The organism is Streptomyces kurssanovii, assembly GCF_040677245.1.
Lineage (GTDB): Bacteria > Actinomycetota > Actinomycetes > Streptomycetales > Streptomycetaceae > Streptomyces > Streptomyces kurssanovii.
Map to the genome: position 1 here is coordinate 1 of NZ_JBFAQK010000053.1, position 19,351 is coordinate 19,351.

At 71.5% G+C, this 19,351-nt stretch carries 25 protein-coding genes and 1 riboswitch; of the genes, 10 read left to right on the top strand and 15 right to left on the bottom strand.

What is annotated here, in order from left to right; translation table 11 throughout:
- Window positions 1-95 precede the first annotated feature (95 nt).
- Complete coding sequence (locus AB0K36_RS27295; protein ID WP_364599427.1) at window positions 96-1,019, bottom strand: hypothetical protein; 924 nt, start codon at window positions 1,017-1,019, stop codon at window positions 96-98.
- Between the two features lie 341 nt (window positions 1,020-1,360).
- On the opposite strand from AB0K36_RS27295, the gene AB0K36_RS27300 reads away from it, so the two are divergent.
- Window positions 1,361-1,555 (top strand): hypothetical protein, encoded by a 195-nt coding sequence (locus tag AB0K36_RS27300; RefSeq protein WP_364599429.1) that lies wholly within the window; start codon window positions 1,361-1,363, stop codon window positions 1,553-1,555.
- A 177-nt stretch (window positions 1,556-1,732) separates the two neighbouring features.
- Entirely contained in the window at window positions 1,733-2,071 is a 339-nt protein-coding gene (locus AB0K36_RS27305) for a DUF3140 domain-containing protein (protein WP_364599431.1), read from the top strand.
- 149 nt (window positions 2,072-2,220) lie between these two features.
- Here AB0K36_RS27305 and AB0K36_RS27310 read toward each other — a convergent pair whose 3' ends face one another.
- On the bottom strand, window positions 2,221-3,522 hold the full coding sequence (locus AB0K36_RS27310; RefSeq protein ID WP_364599433.1) for a zinc-dependent alcohol dehydrogenase: 1,302 nt from the start codon (window positions 3,520-3,522) through the stop codon (window positions 2,221-2,223).
- A gap of 336 nt (window positions 3,523-3,858) precedes the next feature.
- On the opposite strand from AB0K36_RS27310, the gene AB0K36_RS27315 reads away from it, so the two are divergent.
- Complete coding sequence (locus tag AB0K36_RS27315) at window positions 3,859-4,224, top strand: DUF8129 domain-containing protein (RefSeq protein WP_364599435.1); 366 nt, start codon at window positions 3,859-3,861, stop codon at window positions 4,222-4,224.
- Window positions 4,225-4,329: 105 nt separating this feature from the next.
- Here the strand turns inward: AB0K36_RS27315 and AB0K36_RS27320 are convergent, their stop codons facing one another.
- The 3 genes from AB0K36_RS27320 to AB0K36_RS27330 form a co-directional block, all read right to left on the bottom strand.
- Window positions 4,330-4,734: a ChaB family protein gene (locus AB0K36_RS27320; protein WP_189469951.1), complete on the bottom strand. Its 405-nt coding sequence runs from the start codon at window positions 4,732-4,734 to the stop codon at window positions 4,330-4,332.
- Window positions 4,735-4,908: 174 nt separating this feature from the next.
- Window positions 4,909-5,247, bottom strand: a complete 339-nt coding sequence (locus tag AB0K36_RS27325) for a GNAT family N-acetyltransferase (RefSeq protein WP_364599437.1) — start codon at window positions 5,245-5,247, stop codon at window positions 4,909-4,911.
- On the bottom strand, window positions 5,244-6,239 hold the full coding sequence (locus AB0K36_RS27330) for a pirin family protein (RefSeq protein ID WP_364599439.1): 996 nt from the start codon (window positions 6,237-6,239) through the stop codon (window positions 5,244-5,246). Before AB0K36_RS27330 ends, AB0K36_RS27325 begins: the two co-directional genes overlap by 4 nt.
- Before the next feature lie 77 nt (window positions 6,240-6,316).
- Here AB0K36_RS27330 and AB0K36_RS27335 point away from each other — a divergent pair, with 77 nt between their 5' ends.
- Window positions 6,317-6,823, top strand: coding sequence for a carboxymuconolactone decarboxylase family protein (locus AB0K36_RS27335; protein ID WP_364599441.1), 507 nt, complete (start codon window positions 6,317-6,319; stop codon window positions 6,821-6,823).
- Between the two features lie 6 nt (window positions 6,824-6,829).
- Here the strand turns inward: AB0K36_RS27335 and AB0K36_RS27340 are convergent, their stop codons facing one another.
- The gene (locus AB0K36_RS27340) at window positions 6,830-7,297 is read right to left on the bottom strand and encodes a VOC family protein (protein WP_364599443.1); all 468 of its coding nucleotides are present in this window, start codon (window positions 7,295-7,297) and stop codon (window positions 6,830-6,832) included.
- A 422-nt stretch (window positions 7,298-7,719) separates the two neighbouring features.
- Between AB0K36_RS27340 and AB0K36_RS27345 the strand changes: the two genes are divergently transcribed.
- Complete coding sequence (locus tag AB0K36_RS27345; RefSeq protein WP_189469956.1) at window positions 7,720-8,457, top strand: lysophospholipid acyltransferase family protein; 738 nt, start codon at window positions 7,720-7,722, stop codon at window positions 8,455-8,457.
- Between the two features lie 196 nt (window positions 8,458-8,653).
- On the top strand, window positions 8,654-9,703 hold the full coding sequence (locus AB0K36_RS27350) for an NAD-dependent epimerase/dehydratase family protein (RefSeq protein WP_364599445.1): 1,050 nt from the start codon (window positions 8,654-8,656) through the stop codon (window positions 9,701-9,703).
- A 57-nt stretch (window positions 9,704-9,760) separates the two neighbouring features.
- Here the strand turns inward: AB0K36_RS27350 and AB0K36_RS27355 are convergent, their stop codons facing one another.
- The 7 genes from AB0K36_RS27355 to AB0K36_RS27385 all read right to left on the bottom strand — a co-directional run bounded on the left by AB0K36_RS27355 (window position 9,761) and on the right by AB0K36_RS27385 (window position 15,121).
- The gene (locus AB0K36_RS27355) at window positions 9,761-10,504 is read right to left on the bottom strand and encodes an urease accessory protein UreD (RefSeq protein ID WP_364599447.1); all 744 of its coding nucleotides are present in this window, start codon (window positions 10,502-10,504) and stop codon (window positions 9,761-9,763) included.
- Between the two features lie 7 nt (window positions 10,505-10,511).
- Window positions 10,512-11,189, bottom strand: a complete 678-nt coding sequence (gene ureG / locus AB0K36_RS27360; RefSeq protein ID WP_364599449.1) for an urease accessory protein UreG — start codon at window positions 11,187-11,189, stop codon at window positions 10,512-10,514.
- A 47-nt stretch (window positions 11,190-11,236) separates the two neighbouring features.
- Entirely contained in the window at window positions 11,237-12,025 is a 789-nt protein-coding gene (locus tag AB0K36_RS27365) for an urease accessory protein UreF (protein WP_364599451.1), read from the bottom strand.
- Window positions 12,025-13,746 carry an urease subunit alpha gene (locus AB0K36_RS27370; protein WP_364599453.1) on the bottom strand — a complete coding sequence of 574 codons (1,722 nt, stop codon included), beginning with the start codon at window positions 13,744-13,746 and terminating at the stop codon, window positions 12,025-12,027. Before AB0K36_RS27370 ends, AB0K36_RS27365 begins: the two co-directional genes overlap by 1 nt.
- Window positions 13,739-14,050: an urease subunit beta gene (locus AB0K36_RS27375; protein WP_364599455.1), complete on the bottom strand. Its 312-nt coding sequence runs from the start codon at window positions 14,048-14,050 to the stop codon at window positions 13,739-13,741. Before AB0K36_RS27375 ends, AB0K36_RS27370 begins: the two co-directional genes overlap by 8 nt.
- A gap of 11 nt (window positions 14,051-14,061) precedes the next feature.
- Window positions 14,062-14,364, bottom strand: coding sequence for an urease subunit gamma (locus AB0K36_RS27380; protein ID WP_364599456.1), 303 nt, complete (start codon window positions 14,362-14,364; stop codon window positions 14,062-14,064).
- 136 nt (window positions 14,365-14,500) lie between these two features.
- Window positions 14,501-15,121 (bottom strand): TetR/AcrR family transcriptional regulator, encoded by a 621-nt coding sequence (locus AB0K36_RS27385; RefSeq protein WP_364599458.1) that lies wholly within the window; start codon window positions 15,119-15,121, stop codon window positions 14,501-14,503.
- Window positions 15,122-15,224: 103 nt separating this feature from the next.
- On the opposite strand from AB0K36_RS27385, the gene AB0K36_RS27390 reads away from it, so the two are divergent.
- A complete protein-coding gene (locus tag AB0K36_RS27390) occupies window positions 15,225-16,205 on the top strand; it encodes an ABC transporter permease (RefSeq protein ID WP_364599460.1) in 981 nt (326 codons plus the stop codon).
- Between the two features lie 163 nt (window positions 16,206-16,368).
- On the opposite strand, the gene AB0K36_RS27395 is transcribed toward AB0K36_RS27390, so the two are convergent.
- Complete coding sequence (locus AB0K36_RS27395; RefSeq protein ID WP_364599462.1) at window positions 16,369-16,659, bottom strand: type II toxin-antitoxin system Phd/YefM family antitoxin; 291 nt, start codon at window positions 16,657-16,659, stop codon at window positions 16,369-16,371.
- 86 nt (window positions 16,660-16,745) lie between these two features.
- Here AB0K36_RS27395 and AB0K36_RS27400 point away from each other — a divergent pair, with 86 nt between their 5' ends.
- The 3 genes from AB0K36_RS27400 (at window position 16,746) to AB0K36_RS27410 (ending at window position 18,676) form a co-directional block, all read left to right on the top strand.
- Window positions 16,746-17,381, top strand: coding sequence for an ATP-dependent Clp protease proteolytic subunit (locus AB0K36_RS27400; RefSeq protein WP_364599522.1), 636 nt, complete (start codon window positions 16,746-16,748; stop codon window positions 17,379-17,381).
- Window positions 17,382-17,388: 7 nt separating this feature from the next.
- Window positions 17,389-17,697, top strand: a complete 309-nt coding sequence (locus AB0K36_RS27405; RefSeq protein WP_364599463.1) for a hypothetical protein — start codon at window positions 17,389-17,391, stop codon at window positions 17,695-17,697.
- Window positions 17,698-18,033: 336 nt separating this feature from the next.
- A riboswitch (cyclic di-AMP (ydaO/yuaA leader) is annotated at window positions 18,034-18,196 on the top strand.
- Between the two features lie 3 nt (window positions 18,197-18,199).
- Window positions 18,200-18,676: a C40 family peptidase gene (locus AB0K36_RS27410; RefSeq protein WP_364599465.1), complete on the top strand. Its 477-nt coding sequence runs from the start codon at window positions 18,200-18,202 to the stop codon at window positions 18,674-18,676.
- A 36-nt stretch (window positions 18,677-18,712) separates the two neighbouring features.
- Here AB0K36_RS27410 and AB0K36_RS27415 read toward each other — a convergent pair whose 3' ends face one another.
- Window positions 18,713-19,342 carry a LysE family translocator gene (locus tag AB0K36_RS27415; RefSeq protein WP_364599467.1) on the bottom strand — a complete coding sequence of 210 codons (630 nt, stop codon included), beginning with the start codon at window positions 19,340-19,342 and terminating at the stop codon, window positions 18,713-18,715.
- Window positions 19,343-19,351 lie beyond the last annotated feature (9 nt).

Consider the following 19,351-nt stretch of genomic DNA (forward strand, 5'->3'; position numbering starts at 1 on the left):
GTCAGTTCGTGCGCCAGGGAGCTGCCGAACCGGCCCAGCCCGATCACGGCGACCCGCTGGGCAGCGGCCGCACATGTCACCGCGAGCGGATCCGGTCAGGCAGCGGTGGCCCCGGCACCCTTGCGGCGCCGCAGCATGTAGGCGCCAGCGCCGAGGCCGCCCAGCAGGAGCAGGCTGCCCGCCGCCATGCCGCTGCCGGAGGAGGCCAGGCCGCCACCGCCGGTGTGCATGCCGCCACTGGGCTTCTCGCCCTTCCAGCTGTCGGACTTCTCGTGGTCACCCTTCTCGGACTTGCCCGACTCACCCTCGGACTTGTCCCACTCGTCGTTGGTGAGGCCGGAGAGGGCGCCACCACCGGTGTGCACACCGCCGTGCGGCTTGTCGCCCTTGTCGTAGTCCTTGCCCTTGTCCTTCTCCTCGGACTTGTCCTTGTCCTTGTCCTTGTCCTTGTCCCACTCGTCGTTGGTGAGGTTCGCGAGGGCACCGCCGCCGGTGTGCACACCGCCGTGCGGCTTGTCGCCCTTGTCGTAGTCCTTGCCCTTGTCCTTGTCCTTGTCCTTGTCCTTGTCGCTGTCCTCGTCCTTGTCCCAGTCGTTGCCGACCGAGGCGAGGGCACCACCACCGGTGTGCATACCACCGTGCGGCTTGTCGCCCTTGTCGTAGTCCTTGTCCTTGTCCTTGTCCCAGTCGTTGCCGACCGAGGCGAGGGCACCACCACCGGTGTGCACACCGCCGTGCGGCTTGTCGCCCTTGTCGTAGTCCTTGTCCTTGTCCTTCTCCTCGGACTTGTCCTTGTCCTTGTCCCAGTCGTCGCTGCCGACCGAGGCGAGGGCACCACCACCGGTGTGCATACCACCGTGCGGCTTGTCGCCCTTGTCGGACTTCCAGCTGTGCTCGCTGCTGTAGGACGAGTCGTCCTTGTCCGAGTCGACGGCGGCCAGCGCGTAGGCGCCGGGCGCGGCGATGGCGAGAGCGGCCGTGGCGGTGGCCGAGGCAATGAGAATGCGGGCAGAGCGCATTGCGAGGTCCTTTCGTCGCGGCTGCGTCAGCTGACATCCCGTCGGCTCGTCGGTCCACAGCGGCGACATGCTCAACCGTCAAGGCGATGCGCCGTCCTCACCACTCGGGTTGGTGCTTGCGTGGACGGGCGTCGCTCATTCAGTTCTATGGCGGGCCCCGACACGCGGACGCCGGCGGCATGCGGCCGTCCGTATCGCGGGTGCGGCGGCGGAGGCCCGCCGACAGTCGGCGGGAAGGGCGTCAGGGAGTTCAGCGACGCCGGCCGGAGGACGTCCACCGTTCGCGCCGGGGACGCATACCTGCTGATCAGGGGGTACTCGGCGATGAGGAGGTGACTGCGATGCCCGAGCCAGGGAGCAAGAAGTACGACAAGCGGCGTGCCCGCCTGAGGAAGGACGCCGAGAGTCAGGGCGTCTCCGACCAGGAGGCCAACGAGGACGCCAACGCCACTCTCCAGCAGGATCCGGAGTACCGGTCCCGTGGTCCGCGCACGGAGCGGGGCCGGGGCCCCAAGGGCGAACGCCACGAGCGGTGACGGCTCGCACGGGCCTTCCACCGTGCCACGGAAGGAGCAGAGCCGGCCGGCATCGCCCGGGTCGGCTCTGCTCGCGTGCGGCCGCCCTGCCGGACCTTCGGACGAGGCGAGACGCCCGCGTTTGTCACCTGGCGAAATCGGCTACCCGGCCGATCAGGAAGAGTCGAGGAGGATGTCATGGCAGTGTCCGACCAGGTCAGCACCGAGCTGTGGGACGAGTTCCACACGGTGGTCAACATGACCTCCCGCGAACTCCAGGAGTGGCTGAGCGTCGAAGCAGCGGGTGAGCAGACAGAAGAGCTCCCCGATCAGGCCGGCCCGCCCACGGGCCGCAAGGTCCTCGAGATCCTCGGCAAGCGCCGCACCGACCTCACCGCGGAGGACGCACGCGTCATGCAGAGGGTCTGTGACGTCGTCCGGGCGCAGCGCAATGCCGAGATGGACCCGAAGGCGGGTGACGCCAACTGGCGGCACAGCCTGATGAACATCGGCCACGATCCGCTCAAGCCCGAGTGAGGCGTGGCCCGAGTGACCCGAGTGAGACGTGGTTGCCGGCGCGGGCGTAGCTCGGACCGGAGAACCGCGCGCCGTACGGCCCCTCGGCCGTGCGGCGCGCCTGCCGTCTTTCGTTCGTCCCTCTGTCGTTCGTCGCCGCGACCGGCGGCTCACTCGTTCGTGGTCGCCGTGTTCGTACCGGCGGTGGTGGCGGAACCGGTGCCTGCGGACTCGCCCATGCCAGGGGCCACGGCTCCCCGTTCGTCCACGCTGAGCGCCACCTTGGTCCAGCCCGGCTCGCGGCGGTCGAAGGCCTCGTAGGCCGTGATCGCGTCCTGCGTCTGCGCCCAGTGGGTGATCAGCGGCGTCGGGTCCAAGCGACCGGAGGCCACCTTGGAGACGAGGTGGGGCACGTGGCGGCGGTGGTTGCAGTTGCCCATCTTCAACGTCAGGTTCTTCATGAACGCCTCGCCGAAGGGGTAGTGCTGCACCTGAGGCGGATAGACCCCCACAGTGCCGATGGATCCGGCCTTGGCCACCATCCGTACCGACCAGCGGGCGGCGAGTGACGGCGCGTCCCCCACCACCCAGGTGTCACCGTCGGGCTTCTGCTCGGGCGCCGCCTCGTCGCGCTCGTGGTCGAACTGCTCCGTCTGCTCGCGCAGTGCGTCGGCGGCGGGACCGTGCGAGGGGCGCTGGGCGTCGACGCCCACGGCGTCGACCACCCGGTCCACACCGATGCCGCCGGTGAGGTCGCGGACCGCCTCGACCGGGTCCTCCGCGTTGAAGTCGACGGTCTCCGCGTGCTGGCGCCGGGCGAGTTCCAGCCGGTCGGCGAGCCCGTCCACGACGATGATCCGGCCCGCTCCCTGCAAGCGCGCGCAGGCGATGACCGCCTGGCCCACGGGCCCGGCGCCCACGACGGCGACGGTGTCGCCGCCGCTGATCTCGGCGAGTTCCGCGCCGAACCAGGCCGTCGGGTATATGTCGGACAGCAGGATCGCCTGGGCGTCGTCGACGGTGTCCGGCAAGGGCACCAGGCCGACGTGCGCGTACGGGACCCTGCCGTACTCCGCCTGGAGCCCGTCCAGCCCACCGGCCGCCTCCGGCCCGCCGAAGAACACGGTGCCGGCCTGCGGGCCACCGGGATGGGCGTTGTCGCACTGCGCGTAATAGCCGGCGCGGCAGTAGCTGCACGTGCCGCAGGCGACGGTCGAGGGCACGACCACCCGGTCACCGGGCCGGAAGTTGCGTACGCCGGGTCCGACCTCCTCGACGACGCCCACGGCTTCGTGACCGAGGATCCGGCCCTCCCGCATGCCGGGCATGGTTCCGCGGACGAAGTGCAGATCGGTGCCGCAGATGGCGGACGTGGTGATCCGTACGATCGCGTCGTACGGTTCCTGGATCTTCGGTTCCGGCACGTCGGTCAGACGGATGTCGCCGACGGCGTGCCATACGACGGCCTTCATGGGGGCTCCTCGGTGCGGGGTCGGATCGCACATGATCGGACGGACCACCGGCCGAGTGCCCGGGCGCCCATCGGCGAAACAGGGCAGCACAGGCGTGCTGCGGGGGCCGGGCGGCCGGGCGACACGTCTGTGTGGGCGGCGAACATCCGGGAACCCGTCACGGCGCACGGTCCTGGCCGGGCAGCCCGGCGGACGGGTTCGGCCGGCCCACGTGACCTTCCCAGGGGCGTGGGCGGCGTCGGCGCCGTCACACGCTGTTCCGGCGGGCCGGGCGGCGACGGGCACCGGAGAACGCCCGCACGGAACCGAGAACCCGACGACCCGCAGGAGCCCCTGATGGCCGACGACAAGAAGTCCGACACGCAGACACCACGGCACGACGCGCTGCCCCTCCCCGACTACGACCATCTGCCGACGGAGGCCCTTCAGCAGCGCATCCGCACACTGGGGCGAGAGGACCTCCAGCAGGTGCTGGCCTACGAGGAGGCCCACGCGAACCGGCTTCCCATCGTGCGGGCGATGCAGGTCCGGCTGCAGGAACTGGACGCCGGCGCCACGCCGTCGGGCGGCGCTCCGGGCGGCATCGCACCGGAGCAGGCACCGGGGGCGGCCGGCGGTTCGGGGGTCTCCCCGCAGACCGCGGGGCCGCCTGTGAACCCTCCGTCGCACGGCACCCCGCAGAACCCGGCGCAGCCCCGCTGACACGGCCGGACCGGGGGACCTCGTCCTGTGACGAGGTCCCCCGGTCCGTGCCTCCGGCACGTGGCGTCGCCGTGTGCGCGGCGCGTCGCTCAGCCGGCGCGTCGCTCAGCCCGAGCGGGCGCGACGCGTGCTCGAACGATTCGCCTTCTGGACCGCCTCGAGCAGCTCGGACTTCGTCATGTGGGAGCGGCCGCCGATGTCGAGCCGCTTGGCGAGGTCGTACAGGTGCTGCTTCGAGGCCTGTTCGTCGACGCCTTCGCCGCTGGGGGCCGGCTGCTGCCTGGGCGTGGCGGCCCGCGGGTCCGAGGGGCCCTTGCGCCCCTTCTCCTTGCGTTCCCAGTGGTCGGCGACCTTCTCGTACTTGTGCTTCAGGGCGCTGAACGCGACGCGGTGCGCCCGCTCCCCTTCGCCGTACTGCTCGACCGCTGAATCATGTGCCTTGATCCAGGTGCGCTGAGCGTCCTTGGGAGACCGTTCCAGCGTGGACGGAAGCTCTTCGCGTCCTGGCATGGCCATCACCTCCTGGTGCCGTGTACGACGCGTTCCCCGCTCTTACGGGACGAAACGGCCGCGCGCCGGGGCGGCATGGCCGCTACGCGCCCGGGCGGCGCAAGTACGTGCCGCTGAGGGGAACTTCGACGCGGCAGGGAACCGGCTTGCGGCTCCCTGCCGGCGGACGCGGTGTCAGTGGAGCTCGCCGTCGAGCCACTGAAGCACCTCGGGCGTCACGGGGTCGGAGATGTCCGCGAACCCGTCGTGCTTCTCCAGGTACTTCTTGACGTACGGGCAGACAGGCACGACGCGCTTGTGCGCGGCCCGGACGTCGTTCAGCGCGTCGTGCACGAGCCGGGAGGCCAGTCCCTGTCCGGAGAACGCTTCGTCGATCTTGGTGTGGTAGAAGACCCGCTGGTCGCCGCGGTCACGGTAGGCCGTGAAACCGGCGATGCCACCGTCGACCTGGATCTCGTAGCGGTGCTCCGCCGGAACGTGGCGGACGGTGGGCGCGGCGGTCTGATCTGTCATGGCGTTTCCTTCGGCCGGCGGACGGGGTTCTTCCGTGGGGAGATGATCGCGTTGGGAAGTGCGGGGGCCGGGAGGCGGTGTCCGTCGTAGCCCTCGACCCGGCCGAAGCGGTCCGACTCGTTCTGCCACTCCTCGCGAGCCCGGACGATGTCGTCGTGGGTGCGGCCGATGAAGTTCCACCACATGACGATCTCCTCGGGGAACGGCGGCCCGCCCAGCAGCATCAGCCGCGCCGGCCCGGGTGCCTCGTTGGTGAGGGTGAGCGTGCTCTGGCCAGGGCCGGCGTAGCCGAGCTCGGTGGGCCGCAGAGTCGTCCCCTCCATGCGGACGTCGCCGGTGTCGACGAGAACGCCGTGCTCGAAGTCCGGGTCGATGCCGAGGGTCACGGTGGCGCCCGGTGCCACGGACAGTTCGGCCCCGAGCAGGGGCGTGAAGGTGGGCACCGGGGACGTGACGCCGGCGAGCGACCCCAGGAAGACGCGGGCCTCGCCGCCGTCGAGCGGAACGGGGTCCGGTACGTGGTGCCGGAAGTCCCGCTCGGCGTCCCGGTGCCGCTCGGGCAGCGCCACCCAGAGCTGGACACCGTGCAACCGCGTGGTCCCGGGCGTCGACACCTCCGAGTGGCTGATCCCGTATCCGCCGGTCATGAGGTTCAGCTCGCCGGGCCGTACGAAGGCGTGACTGCCCAGGCTGTCGCGGTGCTCGATCTCGCCGGTGAAGAGCCAGCTCACCGTCTGGAGACCGGTGTGCGGATGGGGAGCGACGTCCATACCGCCGGTCTCGGCGACGTCGTCGGGGCCGTAGTGGTCGGCGAAGCACCACGCACCGATGAGCGTGCGGGCCCGCTGGGGCAGGGTGCGCCGTACCGTCATCGCGCGTGGGCCGCCGAGCGGGACGCTCCGCGCGGTGAGGACGTCGATGTCAGGTCGGGACGCGCTGTCCGCCCGGGCTCCACAGGCCAACTCGGCAGGGCGCACTTCCGTATTGCTCACCGCGAGTCTCCCTAGAAAGTTTCGTTTTCAACATCCATCATGATAGGACGGCCGGCGAGAGATCGCGCGACCAAGGAGTGCACGTGGCAGAGACGTCAGCAGCGGAGACCGGCGGACGGATCTTCATCGACAGACAGAGCCCGGACGCCTACCGCGCGCTGACCGCCACGGCCGAGGCGGTCAAGAACGTCGCGGCCGCGTCGGGGCTGGACCGGATCCTCGTCGAGCTGATCAACATCAGGGTCTCCCAGATCAACGCCTGCGCGTACTGCCTCAGCCTGCACACGAGAAAGGCCCTGCGCGCCGGCGAGACCGCACAGCGGCTGGGCGTGCTGGCGGCCTGGCGCGACACCGCCCTGTTCAGTGCCCGGGAGCGGGCGACGCTCGCCCTGTCGGAGGCCACCACCCGTCCGGCGGACCTCGGCGCGCAGGACGCGGCGTACGCCGAGGCGCGGGGCGCCCTGTCGGACGACGAGATCTCCGCCGTGATCTGGGTGGCGATCACCATGAACGCGTTCAACCGCGTCTCCGTCATGAGCAAGCACCCGGTGCGCCGCGATCCGGCGTCGCCGCCTCGGGAGTGACGCGAGTCAGGGTGGTGACGCCCGTGAGCCGTCGGGCCGGTCGGCGAACACACCCTTCAGCATGCCGGTCGCCTGCCCCACCTCGATGAGGTAGCCGTCAGGGTCACGCAGGTAGCAGCGCAGCTCGGCCTTGCGGTCGAGGGGGTGGGTGAGGAAGCGGGCGCCCTTGACCTGGGCGTCGGCGTAGAAGGAGGCGATGTCCGCGACGCGGACGTTCAGGAAGGCGGAGACCGTCCCGTTCTCCTCCGGCGGCACCAGAGTGATGCCGGGTTTGTCGGGGGTGGGGCCGCCTCCCGGATTCATGATGATCCAGCTGTTGGCCACCTTCACGATCGCCGGGTTCTCCTCCAGCACGATGTCGCCGCCGAAGATCTCGGCGTAGAAACGCCGGGAGAGCGCGACGTCGCGCACGGTCAGGAAGTGCGTGAGGAGAAGGCCCTGCTCCGGTGCGGGCAGGTCACCAGGGGTTGCCATCGCTCGGCTCCTTTCTGGACCGGCCCGCCGGGCCCGCACCCGGCTGCGCCCGGCCCGGAAGGCGCGGGTACCCCGACCCGGCCGTGCCAGACAGCACCGGGATCACGGTCCGGCCCCACCGGGTCGCCGGCACGGCCGGCGGGCCACCTCGTGGCCGTACGCGACCGGAAGCGACGCATGTCCGTCCTGGAACGTGGGGTATCGGGCTACGATCGATCGCCGGAGAGGGGCAGGCCGATCCCTCCATCAGCCGCCCAGCGATCTGACGCCCCATTACGCACGGGAGCAAGGAGTCGGAATGAGTCCGATCGGACCCCATCACGGTCGACCTCGCCCCCTGTGCGACTGAGGCCGCGAGTGCGGGCTGTGACCTGGCAGAACACGGCCTCAGGGCCGATCCGGGGAGAGTTGGGAGAGACGCCGTGTTCTATTACGTGCTGAAATACGTGCTCATCGGGCCGCTGCTGCGGTTGCTCTTCCGGCCACGGATCGAAGGGCTGGAGCACATCCCCGCCGAGGGCGCGGCCATCGTCGCGGGCAATCATCTGTCGTTCTCCGACCACTTTCTGATGCCTGCGATCATCAAACGGCGCATCACGTTCCTCGCCAAGGCCGAGTACTTCACCGGGCCCGGCCTCAAGGGGCGGCTGACCGCCGCCTTCTTCCGCAGCGCCGGACAGATCCCGGTCGACCGGTCCGGCAAGGAGGCCGGGCAGGCCGCCATCCGGGAAGGGCTCGGGGTGCTGAACAAGGGCGAGTTGCTCGGCATCTACCCCGAGGGCACGCGCTCGCACGACGGCCGGCTCTACAAGGGCAAGGTCGGTGTCGCCGTCATGGCACTCAAGGCCGGGGTGCCCGTGGTGCCTTGCGCGATGGTGGGGACGTTCGAGATCCAGCCGCCCGGCCAGGTGATCCCGAAGGTCAAGCGGGTCACGGTCCGGTTCGGCGAAGCGCTGGACTTCTCGCGGTACGCCGGCATGGAGAACGAGAAGGCGGCGATCCGCGCGGTCACCGACGAGATCATGTACGCGATCCTCGAGCTCTCCGGACAGGAGTACGTCGACCGCTACGCCGCCGAGGTCAAGGCCGAACAGCAGGAACAGCAGGAACAGGAGCAGCGCGGCGGCAAGCCGAAGAGGCTTCCCCGCCGCCGCTCCTGAGCCGTTCCCGCGGATCGCGGATCGCGCCGTCGTGGGCCGCTGCACCCCGGCCGCGCACGGTCGGCCGCCCACCGTCGGCCGCTGACCCGGCCGCGCACCCTGGATGCCGACCCTCGCCGACCGTGACCGCGAACCGCGGATCTGCGCTCCGCTAATTTCGCGGCTGACCGCCGCCTCCGCCCCTAGCGTGCCTGTCATGAGCAGAGGAATCGCGTTCGTGCTGGGCGCTTCAGGACAGATGGGACGGGCGGCGGTGGCCGCCCTGGTCGAGGACGGATGGGAGGTCCGGGCGGCCTCCAGGGGCGGTGTCGTGGACGAGGCGTGGCCCGACACGGTGCGGGCGGTACGGGTGGACCGGGAGGACGACGCGGCCCTCGCCGAGGCCGTCGGAGAGGGCTGTGACGTCCTCGTCGACATGGTCGCCTTCGGCCGTGGGCACGCCCGGCAACTGAGGTCGATGTCGGACCGGATCGGGTCCGCCGTGGTCATCTCGAGCGGCGCGGTCTACCAGGACGACCGTGGTCGCAGTTTCGACACCCAGGGCAGGCCCGACGGGTTCCCGCGTCACCCGGTGCCGATTCCGGAGGCCCAGACCACCGTCACCGCCGGGGAGTCGACGTACGGCACCCGGAAGGTGGCCCTGGAGCGGGAGTTGCTGGCCGCCGGTGACGAGCTGCCCGTGACGCTGCTGCGGGCGGGCGCCGTCCACGGGCCGCACTGCCGCACCCCGCGTGAGCTGTACTTCGTCAAGCGGGCGCTGGACGGCCGCCAGGTGCGCGTGCTGGCGTACGGCGGCCTCAGCAGGTTCCATCCCGTCCATGTGTCCAATGTGGCGGAACTGGTCCGGCTGTCGGCCCGCCGGCCCGCTTCGCGGGTGCTGAACGCGGGTGACCCGGAGGCGCCCACCGTGGCCGAGATCGGCGACGCGATCGACGCGGTGCTCGGCCGGCGGACCGAGACCGTCCTCGTCGACGGGCCGCCGCCGTCGCCGTCGGTGGGCGAGACACCGTGGTCCGGTGCGCATCCGGTCGTGTACGACATGAGCGCCGCGGAGGACGAGTTGGGCTACCGCGCGGTGACCGGGTACGCCCGGTCCCTGCCGGCGACCGTGGAGTGGCTCGCTGCCCGCCTGCACGGCAAGGAGTGGACCGAGGCGTTCCCCAAGATGGCCGCGAACTACGGGAAGGACGCCTTGTTCGACTACGCGGCGGAGGACGCCTGGCTGGCGGAGCACCGGGCCGGCTGACCAGGCCGCGAGGGCCCGCGTCACGGGCCGGGTCACGGGCCGCGTCACAGCCTGTTGTCACGGGCCGCCGAGCAAGTGCCGCAGAGCGCCGTCGAGCACGCGCCGCAGAGCGAGGGCGTCCACCGCGAGCGCGGTGACCAGTGCGGCCGGTCCGGCGAGCGGGGTGAGCGCCGCGGTGGGGCCCAGGGACACCGGCTCCGGCGGCGCGTCCTCGTACGCCGGGTCGACGACGAGGAGTTGGCCGGCGGCGCGGTGGCCGGCCAGCACGGCGGGCCCGTCCCAGCCGCCCGGAGCGCCTGGGCCGCAGGAGAATCCGGTGTCCAGCAGGGGGCGGCCGGCGCGGTGGACCGTGAGCCGGGTGGTGAGGGTGCCCGGCTGCTCGCCGTACCGGCCGAGGATCTGTTCCTCCCGCAGCACCAGCCGCGCCGTGGCGGCGAGCCGGACGCGGGTGCGCATCCGCAGATCACTCCCGTGCGCGGAGATCAACTGCTGCGGCAGCCAGTGGAGTTCGGCGTCGTCCTGGACCTCCAGCGTGGTGTCGTACCGGGCGTGCCGCCGGTCGGCGCCGGGGAGGGCGATGGTCGCGGCGGCCGAGTCGACGGTGAGGCGGGCGCCGTCGCGCACCTCGGCCCCGACGGCGAGCCGGTCGCCGCCGAGGGGTGCGCTCATGGCGCCGACGAGGGTGACCCGCAGACGCGGGCCGGTGGAGCGGGTGCGGCGCAGCGCCAGCGGTCCGTCGCTCGTGAGGACGGGCAGACCCGTGCGGTCGGCGACGATGCGGGCCGTCGCGTGGACGCTCATCAGGGAGTCATCCGGTCCACGCCGCGAGCTGCGCGCGCACCCAGTCGGCGACCGGCGCGATGCCGTCCGTCTCACGCAGCGAGGTGAAGACGACGGGAAGTTCGCCGCGCTGCTCCTCGGCGTCGCGCGCCATACGACCGAGGTCGGAGCCGACGTACGGGGCGAGGTCGGTCTTGTTGACGACGAGGAGGTCGGCCGTGGTCACGCCCGGGCCGCCCTTGCGCGGGATGTCGTCGCCGCCTGCGACGTCGATGACGAAGACCTGGGCGTCGACGAGGCCCTTGGAGAACGTGGCGGTGAGGTTGTCGCCGCCCGATTCGACGAGGATCAGGTCGAGGGGGCCGACGCTGTCCTCGAGGTCCTCCACGGCCTCCAGGTTGGCGGAGATGTCGTCGCGGATCGCCGTGTGGGGGCAGGCTCCGGTCTCCACGGCCTGGATGCGCTCCGGGGGCAGCACCGCGTTGCGGAGCAGGAACTCGGCGTCCTCACGGGTGTAGATGTCGTTGGTGACGACCGCGATGGACAGTCTGTCGCGGAGCGCGGTGCACAGGGCGGCGACCGTGGCGGTCTTCCCGGAGCCGACGGGTCCGCCGAGGCCGATCCGCAGCGCCCGGCGGCTGCCGTCGGGGCGGGCGACCTCCGCGCCGACGGCGGCCGGCGACTCGTGCTGGTGGCCGATGTGCATGACTGCGGCTCCTTGGTGCGTGCGGGAATCCGGAAGGCGGGAGGGGGTCAGGAGGCGAAGAGACGGACGGGCCAGGCCGCGTGCTGCTCCGCCCAGATGTCGAGCAGTGGCGCGGAGGCGGCGGGCAGGTCGTCGACGCCCCGGCGGGCCAGGCCGGCGGCGCGGGCGGCGACCTCGTCCATCTCGGGGGCGAGACGGGCGAGGACGGCGGTCGCGCGGAACGGGTCGAGGGACAGCAGCCTGACGGCGGCGGTCGCGGCACCGCCGACCGCCTCGTACGCGGCGCAGTGGGCGGCGTCCTCGGGTCCGAGGCCCGCCGCGCGGGCGGCGGTGCCGAGGACCACGGGCTGGTGCGCGCCGCGCGGGAAGGCCGAGGCCAGCGCGTCGAGTCCGGGGGCCGGCCACGCGGCCCGCGCGGCGCGCATCAGCTGGCGGCCGAGTTTGCGTGAGGTGGCGCGCAGTGCGGGCGACGGCGTGCGGGCGTCCGCCGCCGCGTCGAGCGCGACGGGGTCGTGGCCGAGCGCCGCCGCGGCGGCGAGCCCCGCGGCGGTGAGCCCTGTGGTGTGCAGCCGCCCCCGGCAGAACGCGGCGAGGTCGTCGGCGTCACGGACGCGTCCCACCTTCACCGCCGCCTCGACCCCGCCGGAGTGCGCGTGCCCTCCTGCGGGGAACCGCCCGTCACAGAGCACGAGCAGCGCGGCACGGACGGCGGCGGGTGCCTCCGGGGCAGCGCCGGCGTCCGCCTGGTGGCGGTCACCGGGGGCGGGCTCCGCCTGGCGGGTGCCGCCGGCCGGCTCGCCGTGGCCGATGTCCGTATCGGTGTCGAAGGGGCGCATCAGAACAGGAAGTATCGCTGTGCCATGGGCAGTTCCGCGGCCGGGGCCGGCTCGACCGCTTCCCCGTCGATCGTCACCGTGAAGGTGTCGGCGTCGACCTCCACCCGGGGCAGGGCGTCGTTCTCGCGCATGTCCGCCTTCGTCACCCGCCGGGTGCTCCTGATCGGTACGAACTTCTTGGCCAGGCCGAGTCGTTCGGGCAGGTCGTCCTCGATCGCCGCCTGTGCGACGAAGTTGAGGGATCCCCTGGCCGCCGCGCGCCCGATCGCTCCGAACATCGGTCGTGGCATCACCGGTTGCGGCGTCGGGATCGAGGCGTTGGCGTCTCCCATCTGCGCGTACGCGATCTGGCCGCCCTTGATCACCAGTTGCGGCTTGACCCCGAAGAAGGCCGGGTCCCACAGCACGAGGTCGGCCAGTTTGCCGGTCTCGACCGAGCCGATCTCCCCGTCGAGGCCTTGGGCGACCGCGGGGTTGATCGTGTATTTGGCGACATAGCGACGTGCTCGGTGGTTGTCCGCGCGACCGTCGCCGGGGAGCGCGCCGCGGCGCCCTTTCATGACGTGCGCGGTCTGCCACGTACGCATCACCACTTCCCCGATGCGCCCCATCGCCTGCGAGTCGGAGGAGATGATCGAGATCGCTCCGAGGTCGTGCAGGATGTCCTCTGCCGCAATGGTGGACGGCCGGATCCGGGACTCGGCGAAGGCCAGGTCCTCCGGAACGGCGGGGTTGAGATGGTGGCAGACCATCAGCATGTCGAGGTGCTCGTCGATGGTGTTGACGCTGTGCGGCCGGGTCGGGTTGGTCGAGCTGGGCAGCACATGGGGCTCGGAGACGACGGTGATGATGTCCGGCGCGTGCCCGCCGCCCGCGCCCTCCGTGTGGTACGCGTGGACGGTGCGGCCCGCGATGGCGGCGAGGGTGTCGCCGACGAACCCGGCCTCGTTCAACGTGTCCGTGTGGAGGGCGAGTTGCACGCCGGTCTCGTCGCAGACGCGCAGGCACGCGTCGATGACCGACGGGGTCGCGCCCCAGTCCTCATGGATCTTGAATCCGAGCGCGCCGCCGCGCAGCTGGGAGTACATGGCGTCGCGGGAGACGGTGTTGCCCTTGCCGAGCAGGCCGATGTTGACCGGGAAGGCTTCCAGCGCCTCGAACATCCGGCCGAGGTGCCAGGGGCCTGGTGTGACCGTGGTGGCCTTGGTCCCCTCCGCAGGCCCGGTGCCGCCGCCGACGAGGGTGGTCACGCCGGTGGCGAGCGCCTGCTCGACGACGGTCGGCGAGATGAAGTGGACATGCGCGTCGATGGCTCCGGCGGTGACGATCTTCCCGTTGCCCGCGATGATCTCCGTCTCCGGACCGATGACGAGGTCTGGGTGGACGCCGTCCATGGTGTCGGGGTTGCCGGCCTTGCCCACGCCGGTGATCCGGCCGTCCCGGATCCCGATGTCGGCCTTGACGACGCCCCAGTGGTCGAGAACGACCGCTCCGGTGATCACGGTGTCGGGCGCGCCGTCGGCGCGTGTCGTACGGGCCTGCCCCATGGACTCGCGGATGACCTTGCCGCCGCCGAACACCGCCTCGTCACCGGCACGGCCCGGGCCGCCGCAGCGGTCGTCCTCGATCTCGACGAGCAGGTCGGTGTCGGCGAGCCGGACACGGTCGCCGGTGGTGGGGCCGAACAGGTCGGCGTACACGGCGCGGTGGAGTTCAGCCATCGAGAGGTCCTCCGGTCTCCCCGCGCAGCCCGGCGACGATCCGGCGGCCGGTGATCGGCACGAGTTCGACGTCGACCGGGATTCCGGGCTCGAAGCGCACCGCGGTGCCGGCGGCGACGTCGAGCCGCTTGCCGCGTGCGGCGGCGCGGTCGAACTCGAGGCCGGGGTTGGCCTCGGCGAAGTGGTAGTGGGAGCCGACCTGGACGGGGCGGTCCGCGGCGTTGACGACGGTGAGGCGGCTGACCTCACGGCCCTGGTTGAGGAGGATCGGGCCGTCGCCGTGCAGGATCTCTCCGGGAATCATCGCTGCCGCCCTCAGACGATCGGGTCGTGGACGGTGACGAGCTTGGTCCCGTCGGGGAAGGTGGCCTCCACCTGGACGTCGTGGATCATCTCGGGGATGCCGTCCATGACGTCGTCACGGGTGAGCACCTTGCGCCCGGACGCCATGAGCTCCGCGACGGTGCGGCCGTCGCGGGCCCCCTCGAGGATGTGCGAGGTGATGAGGGCGACGGATTCGGGGTGGTTGAGCTTCACCCCGCGTGCCCTGCGCTTCTCCGCCACGTCGGCGGCCACATGGATGAGAAGCCGTTCCTGCTCGTGCGGGGAGAGTTGCACGCGTCCACCTCACTGTCGTCCTGCCCGGAAGCTCCCTGGGCGTGAGGACCGTAACGCGCCGCGACACCGTGTTGACCTGTACGCGGGCATCTCACGACCAGAGGTTGAACGTTAGGACGCGGATTTTTCCGGCGCGTTAACTGATCTTGGGATCCCGCATGGACATCAAAGCCCGGAGGCCGTCCTCGAGGACCTCGACACGCACGTCGCCGAACAGCGCCTGCTGCGCGATGAACCCCTGGGCGGTGGCGATCAGCGTCCGCGCCACATGGTCGGCGTCGACGTCCGCCTCCATCTGCCCGTTCGCCCGATAGGCGTGCACGAGCTCGGCCCACGCCTGGCGCATGCCGTTGTAACCGGTGGCGAGGATCGCGGCGAGGCGCTCGTCGCGCAGGGTCTCGGTCCACGTCTGGACGACCAGCCGGGCGAAGGCCTGACGGTCGCCGCCGGGCACCTTCTCGACGAGCATGCGGCGCAGCACCCGCCCGAGGAGCACATCGGGTGTGGGCGGCGGCGTGGTCGCCGCGGCCTCCTGGAACGCGTCGCGGATGCTGCTGAACGCCTCGTCGGCGATGGCGGCGATCAACTCGTCCTTACCGCGGAAGTAGCGGTACACGGCACCGGCCGACAGGCCGCACTCGCTCAGGATGTCCTGCATCGATGTGGCGTGGAAGCCGTTGCGGGAGACGCAGCGGGCGGCGCCGTCCAGGATCTGGCGGCGGCGGGCGTCGAGGTGCTGCTGGGATACGCGTGCCATGGCACCAAAAGTAAAACGAACATTCCTTCTTGACAAGGAGCGGACGCGGCGGGACAGTGACCAAGAGATAAAACGAACGATCCTTCTCTATAAGGAGTTCCTCATGTCCGCTGTGCCGGCCCGCCGCATGATCGCGGTGATGGTCCTGGTCCCGGTCGTGGTGGCGCTGGCCCTGTGGGCCTTCGCCTGGCCGGCCGCCAGGACCGCCCCGCGCGACCTGCCCGTCGGCGTCGCGGGGCCCGCGGCGGCGGTCACCCAGCTGGAGCGGGGATTCGAGCGGCGCGAAGGCGCTTTCGACGTCCACCGCTACGACGACGAGGCCTCGGCCAGGGCCGCGGTCGAGGACCGGGTCGTATACGGCGCCGTCGTCGCCGGACCGAAGGGCACGAGCCTGCTGACCGCTTCCGGAGCCGGCCCCGTCGTCGCCCAGCTCCTCGAGGCCGTCACCGCTCAGGCCCCCGCCGGCACCCAGGTGCGGGTGACGGACGTGGCCCCACTCCCGTCCGGGGACCCGCGGGGCACAGCGCTGGCGGCGAGCGCCCTGCCACTGGCCCTCGCGGGGGTCGCCGCGGGAGCACTGGTGACGATGTCCGGACTGCGCGGAACGCGGGCCGCCGCCACGCTCTTCGGCGCCTCCGCGCTGGTGGGGCTCACCGCCACGGCGATCAGCCACAGCTGGCTCGGTGTGCTGCAGGGCGACTGGTGGGCAGAGGCGGCCGCGCTGAGCCTGACGGTCGCCGCCCCCGGCGCGACCGTGGCCGGGTTCGCGGCGCTGCTGGGAACGCCGGGCATCGGCCTCGGCGCGCTGCTGATGGTGCTGCTCGGCAATCCGTTCTCCGGCGCCGCTTCCGCGCCGGAGCTGCTTCCGGAGCCCGTGGGCGCGATCGGCCAGTGGCTCCCCCCGGGCGCCGGGGCGACACTGCTGCGCTCGGTCGCGTACTTCGACGGGCGCGGCGCCGCGGCGCCGCTCGTGACGCTGTCGGTGTGGGCGGCGCTGGGCCTGGCCGCCGTGTTCGTGGGCGGCAGGCGCCGGGCCGCGGCCCTCGCGGAAGCGGAGCGGCCCGCCCCCGTACCGGTCGCCTGAGCCGGCGTACCGGTCGCACGACCGGCCGCGTGTCCCCGCCGTAGCGGACGGGGGCGCGCGGCCTTCGCACGTCCCGGCACACCGGAGCGCCGGACCGGTCTTCGGGCGTACGTGATCGGACCGTCCTCGGAGCGGGCCGGCGGCCGGGCGTCCCGGCCGGCCGCTAAGGGCGGTCCTTCGGAGGGCGGTGCTCGGCCGCCAGTCCGAAGCGTCCTCGGTCCGGGGAGGCGGAGGACGCCGTCCCGAAGGACGACACGGAGCTGATGATCTGCTCCTCCGCCGCCTCCGGCGCCTCCGACTGCCGCTCCAGCCGTTCCAGGTCCGCCGCGGAGACCAGCGCGACGAGCGGCTTCCCGTGCCGGGTCACCACCACTCGCTCGCCGCCGTAGACGACACGGTTGATCAGATCGGCGAGCTCGGCGCGAGCTTGCGTCACCGGAATTTCGTAGGCCATGCTCCCATTCTAACGGTCTGTACATCCTGTACATTCTTTACATGGCCTGGAGGCAGCTCCACCGCCGTGACGACGAGAGGTGTGCCATGAACCGTCCGTCCGCCCGCTACGTCCTGCCGGAGTTCACGGAGCGCACGTCCTTCGGGACCCGCACGCTCGATCCGTACTCGAAGCTGATGGCCGAGCGGATCGTCTTCCTGGGGACCGCCGTCGACGACACGGCGGCGAACGACGTCATCGCGCAACTCCTGCACCTCGAGTACGAGGCTCCCGACCAGGACATCTGTCTGTACATCAACTCCCCGGGCGGGTCGCTGAGCGCCATGTCCGCCATCTACGACACGATGCAGGTCGTCATGTGCGACGTGGCGACCACCTGCCTCGGCCAGGCCGCCTCGACGGCGGTCGCCCTGCTCGCCGCGGGCGCTCCCGGCAAGCGCATGGCCCTGCCCGGCGCGCGGATCGTGATGCAGCAGCCCGCGTACGAGGAGCCGTTGCGCGGGCAGCCGTCCGATCTGGAGATCCACGCCGCCGAGTTGTTGCGACTGCGCGAGCAACTCGCCTCGATGCTGGTGCGCCACACCGGCAACGACCCGGACCGCATCGCGGGCGACCTGGAGCGGGACAAGATCTTCGACGCCGCCGCGGCGCAGGAGTACGGCCTGATCGACCATGTCGTCACGAGCCGCAAGCTCTCGGCCGTGCCACGCACGGGGAGGTGAGCGCGGGATGCTGCCGCCCGAACTGCCGCCGCTGCCGGCACTGACCCGCGCCGAGGCCGAGTTCGTCGACACCTACCTCGAAGTCGTCGACCTGCTCGGCAGGATCAACCCCGCCCGCACCACCCACACCTACGGAGCCCTGCGCGCCGCGCAGGCGCTCGTCGGGCGAGCCGCCGCCCTCAAGGACGCCCTGACGCTCATGCACATCCGGGGCGAGAGCGAGGTGTACACGCACACACTGACGGAGGCACTGCGCGTCCTCGACGGCGAGCGCAGGACCGATCGGCTGACCATGCCGCCGCTTTCCACGAGTTGACGGACGTTCCGGTGCCGCCCGCCGACACGGCGCGGCGGCTCCCGTACCCCGTTCGGTGGAGTTCGGCCCAAGTTGTCGCACTGCCCCGGACTTGCGTCGGCGGGACCACCGATCTGGCGCAATCGGGCGCTTCAACTGCTGGTACGGGACGGGACGGGAGCGAGGAAAAAGGGGTCCGACAGGCCTGCCCACCCGAAAGGTCCAGTCGTGATCAGCTTCACAAAAGCCGTTTCAGCTCGGAAATCGGACATCGGTGGGTAACGATCCGTGGGACGACAAGCCCCCGCCACCTCGACGGGGCGGTCCGGGCGGACGCTGAATCCTGCCGCCGCGCCGGATGTCTGGTCGACGGAATTGCATCGGCAGGAGTGGAGGACCCAGCAGTACGGCGTGACCGGCGATCCCGGCCACGCCTTGGGGTGAAGCCGCCGCGGCGGCCGGGCGTCTTCGCCGTCCGAACCCGACAGGTCACCCTTCACAGGCGGCTGACGAAGGGTTGCGCATGACCGCGCAGATGCATCTCCCGCACCTGTTCTCACGGGCGGGCGCCGTATCGGCACTCACGATCGCCGCCGTCGGCGGCACACTTCTGACCCCTGGCAGCGCTGCTGAAGCGCATGCGATCAGCAGCCACGCGAGCAAGGCGCTCAAGGTGGCCGCCTCGAAGAAGGGCTCGCCGTACCGGTACGGCGCCACGGGTCCGTCCCGCTTCGACTGTTCGGGGCTGACGCTCTATTCGTACAAGAAGGCGGGCAAGAAGCTGCCCCGCACCGCCCAGCAGCAGTACAACCGGACCCGCCACATCTCCGCTTCCCATCGGCAACGCGGTGACCTGGTGTTCTTCCATGCCGGCGGTGTCGTCTACCACGTGGGGCTCTACGCCGGGAACGGGAAGATCTGGCACTCGCCCAAGACGGGTGACGTGGTCCGGCTGGTCAAGATCTGGACGAAGAGCGTCAAGTACGGCCGCGTGCGCTGACGTACCGCCAGGTCCCGCCGGGGTCCTGGACGGATGTCAGTGCGCCGTCGAGCGGATCAGCAGGGCCGCGCCGAGCGTGGTCAGCGCGCCTCCCGAGACGCCTTCGACGGCGCGGGCGGTCCGCGGCCGGCGCAGCCACCGGCCGAGCCGGTCGACCAGCAGCGCCACCGCCGGGAACCACAGCAGCGCCAGCAGCACGACCGTGCCGGCGAGCAGCAGCGTGCGCGGCAGTACGGCCGCGCCGTCGGGAACGAACTGCGGGAGCAGACTCAGGAAGAGCACCGGCGCCTTCGGGTTGAGGACGTTGGTGAGGAAGCCCTGCCGCAGTCCGCGTCCGACGCCGTGCGGGGCCGCGTTCCGCGGATCCGCCGGGTCAGGCTGCGGGCGCAGTGCGGCGTGCAGCGACCGGACCCCGAGATACAGCACATAGGCACCGCCCGCTGTCTGCAGGGTCCGGTAGAGGACGGGCACCGTGGCGAGAGCGGCGGCGAGCCCCGCCACGGCCAGCGCCGTGTGGACGAGCAGCCCGCCGGCCACTCCCACCGCGCAAGCGACACCGGCGCGGCGTGAGGCGACCGCGTTGCGTACGACGACGGTGAAGTCGGCGCCGGGCATGGCGACCATGCCCGCGGCGACCCCGATGAAGGCGATCAGCTGTCCGTCCATGCGTACCAG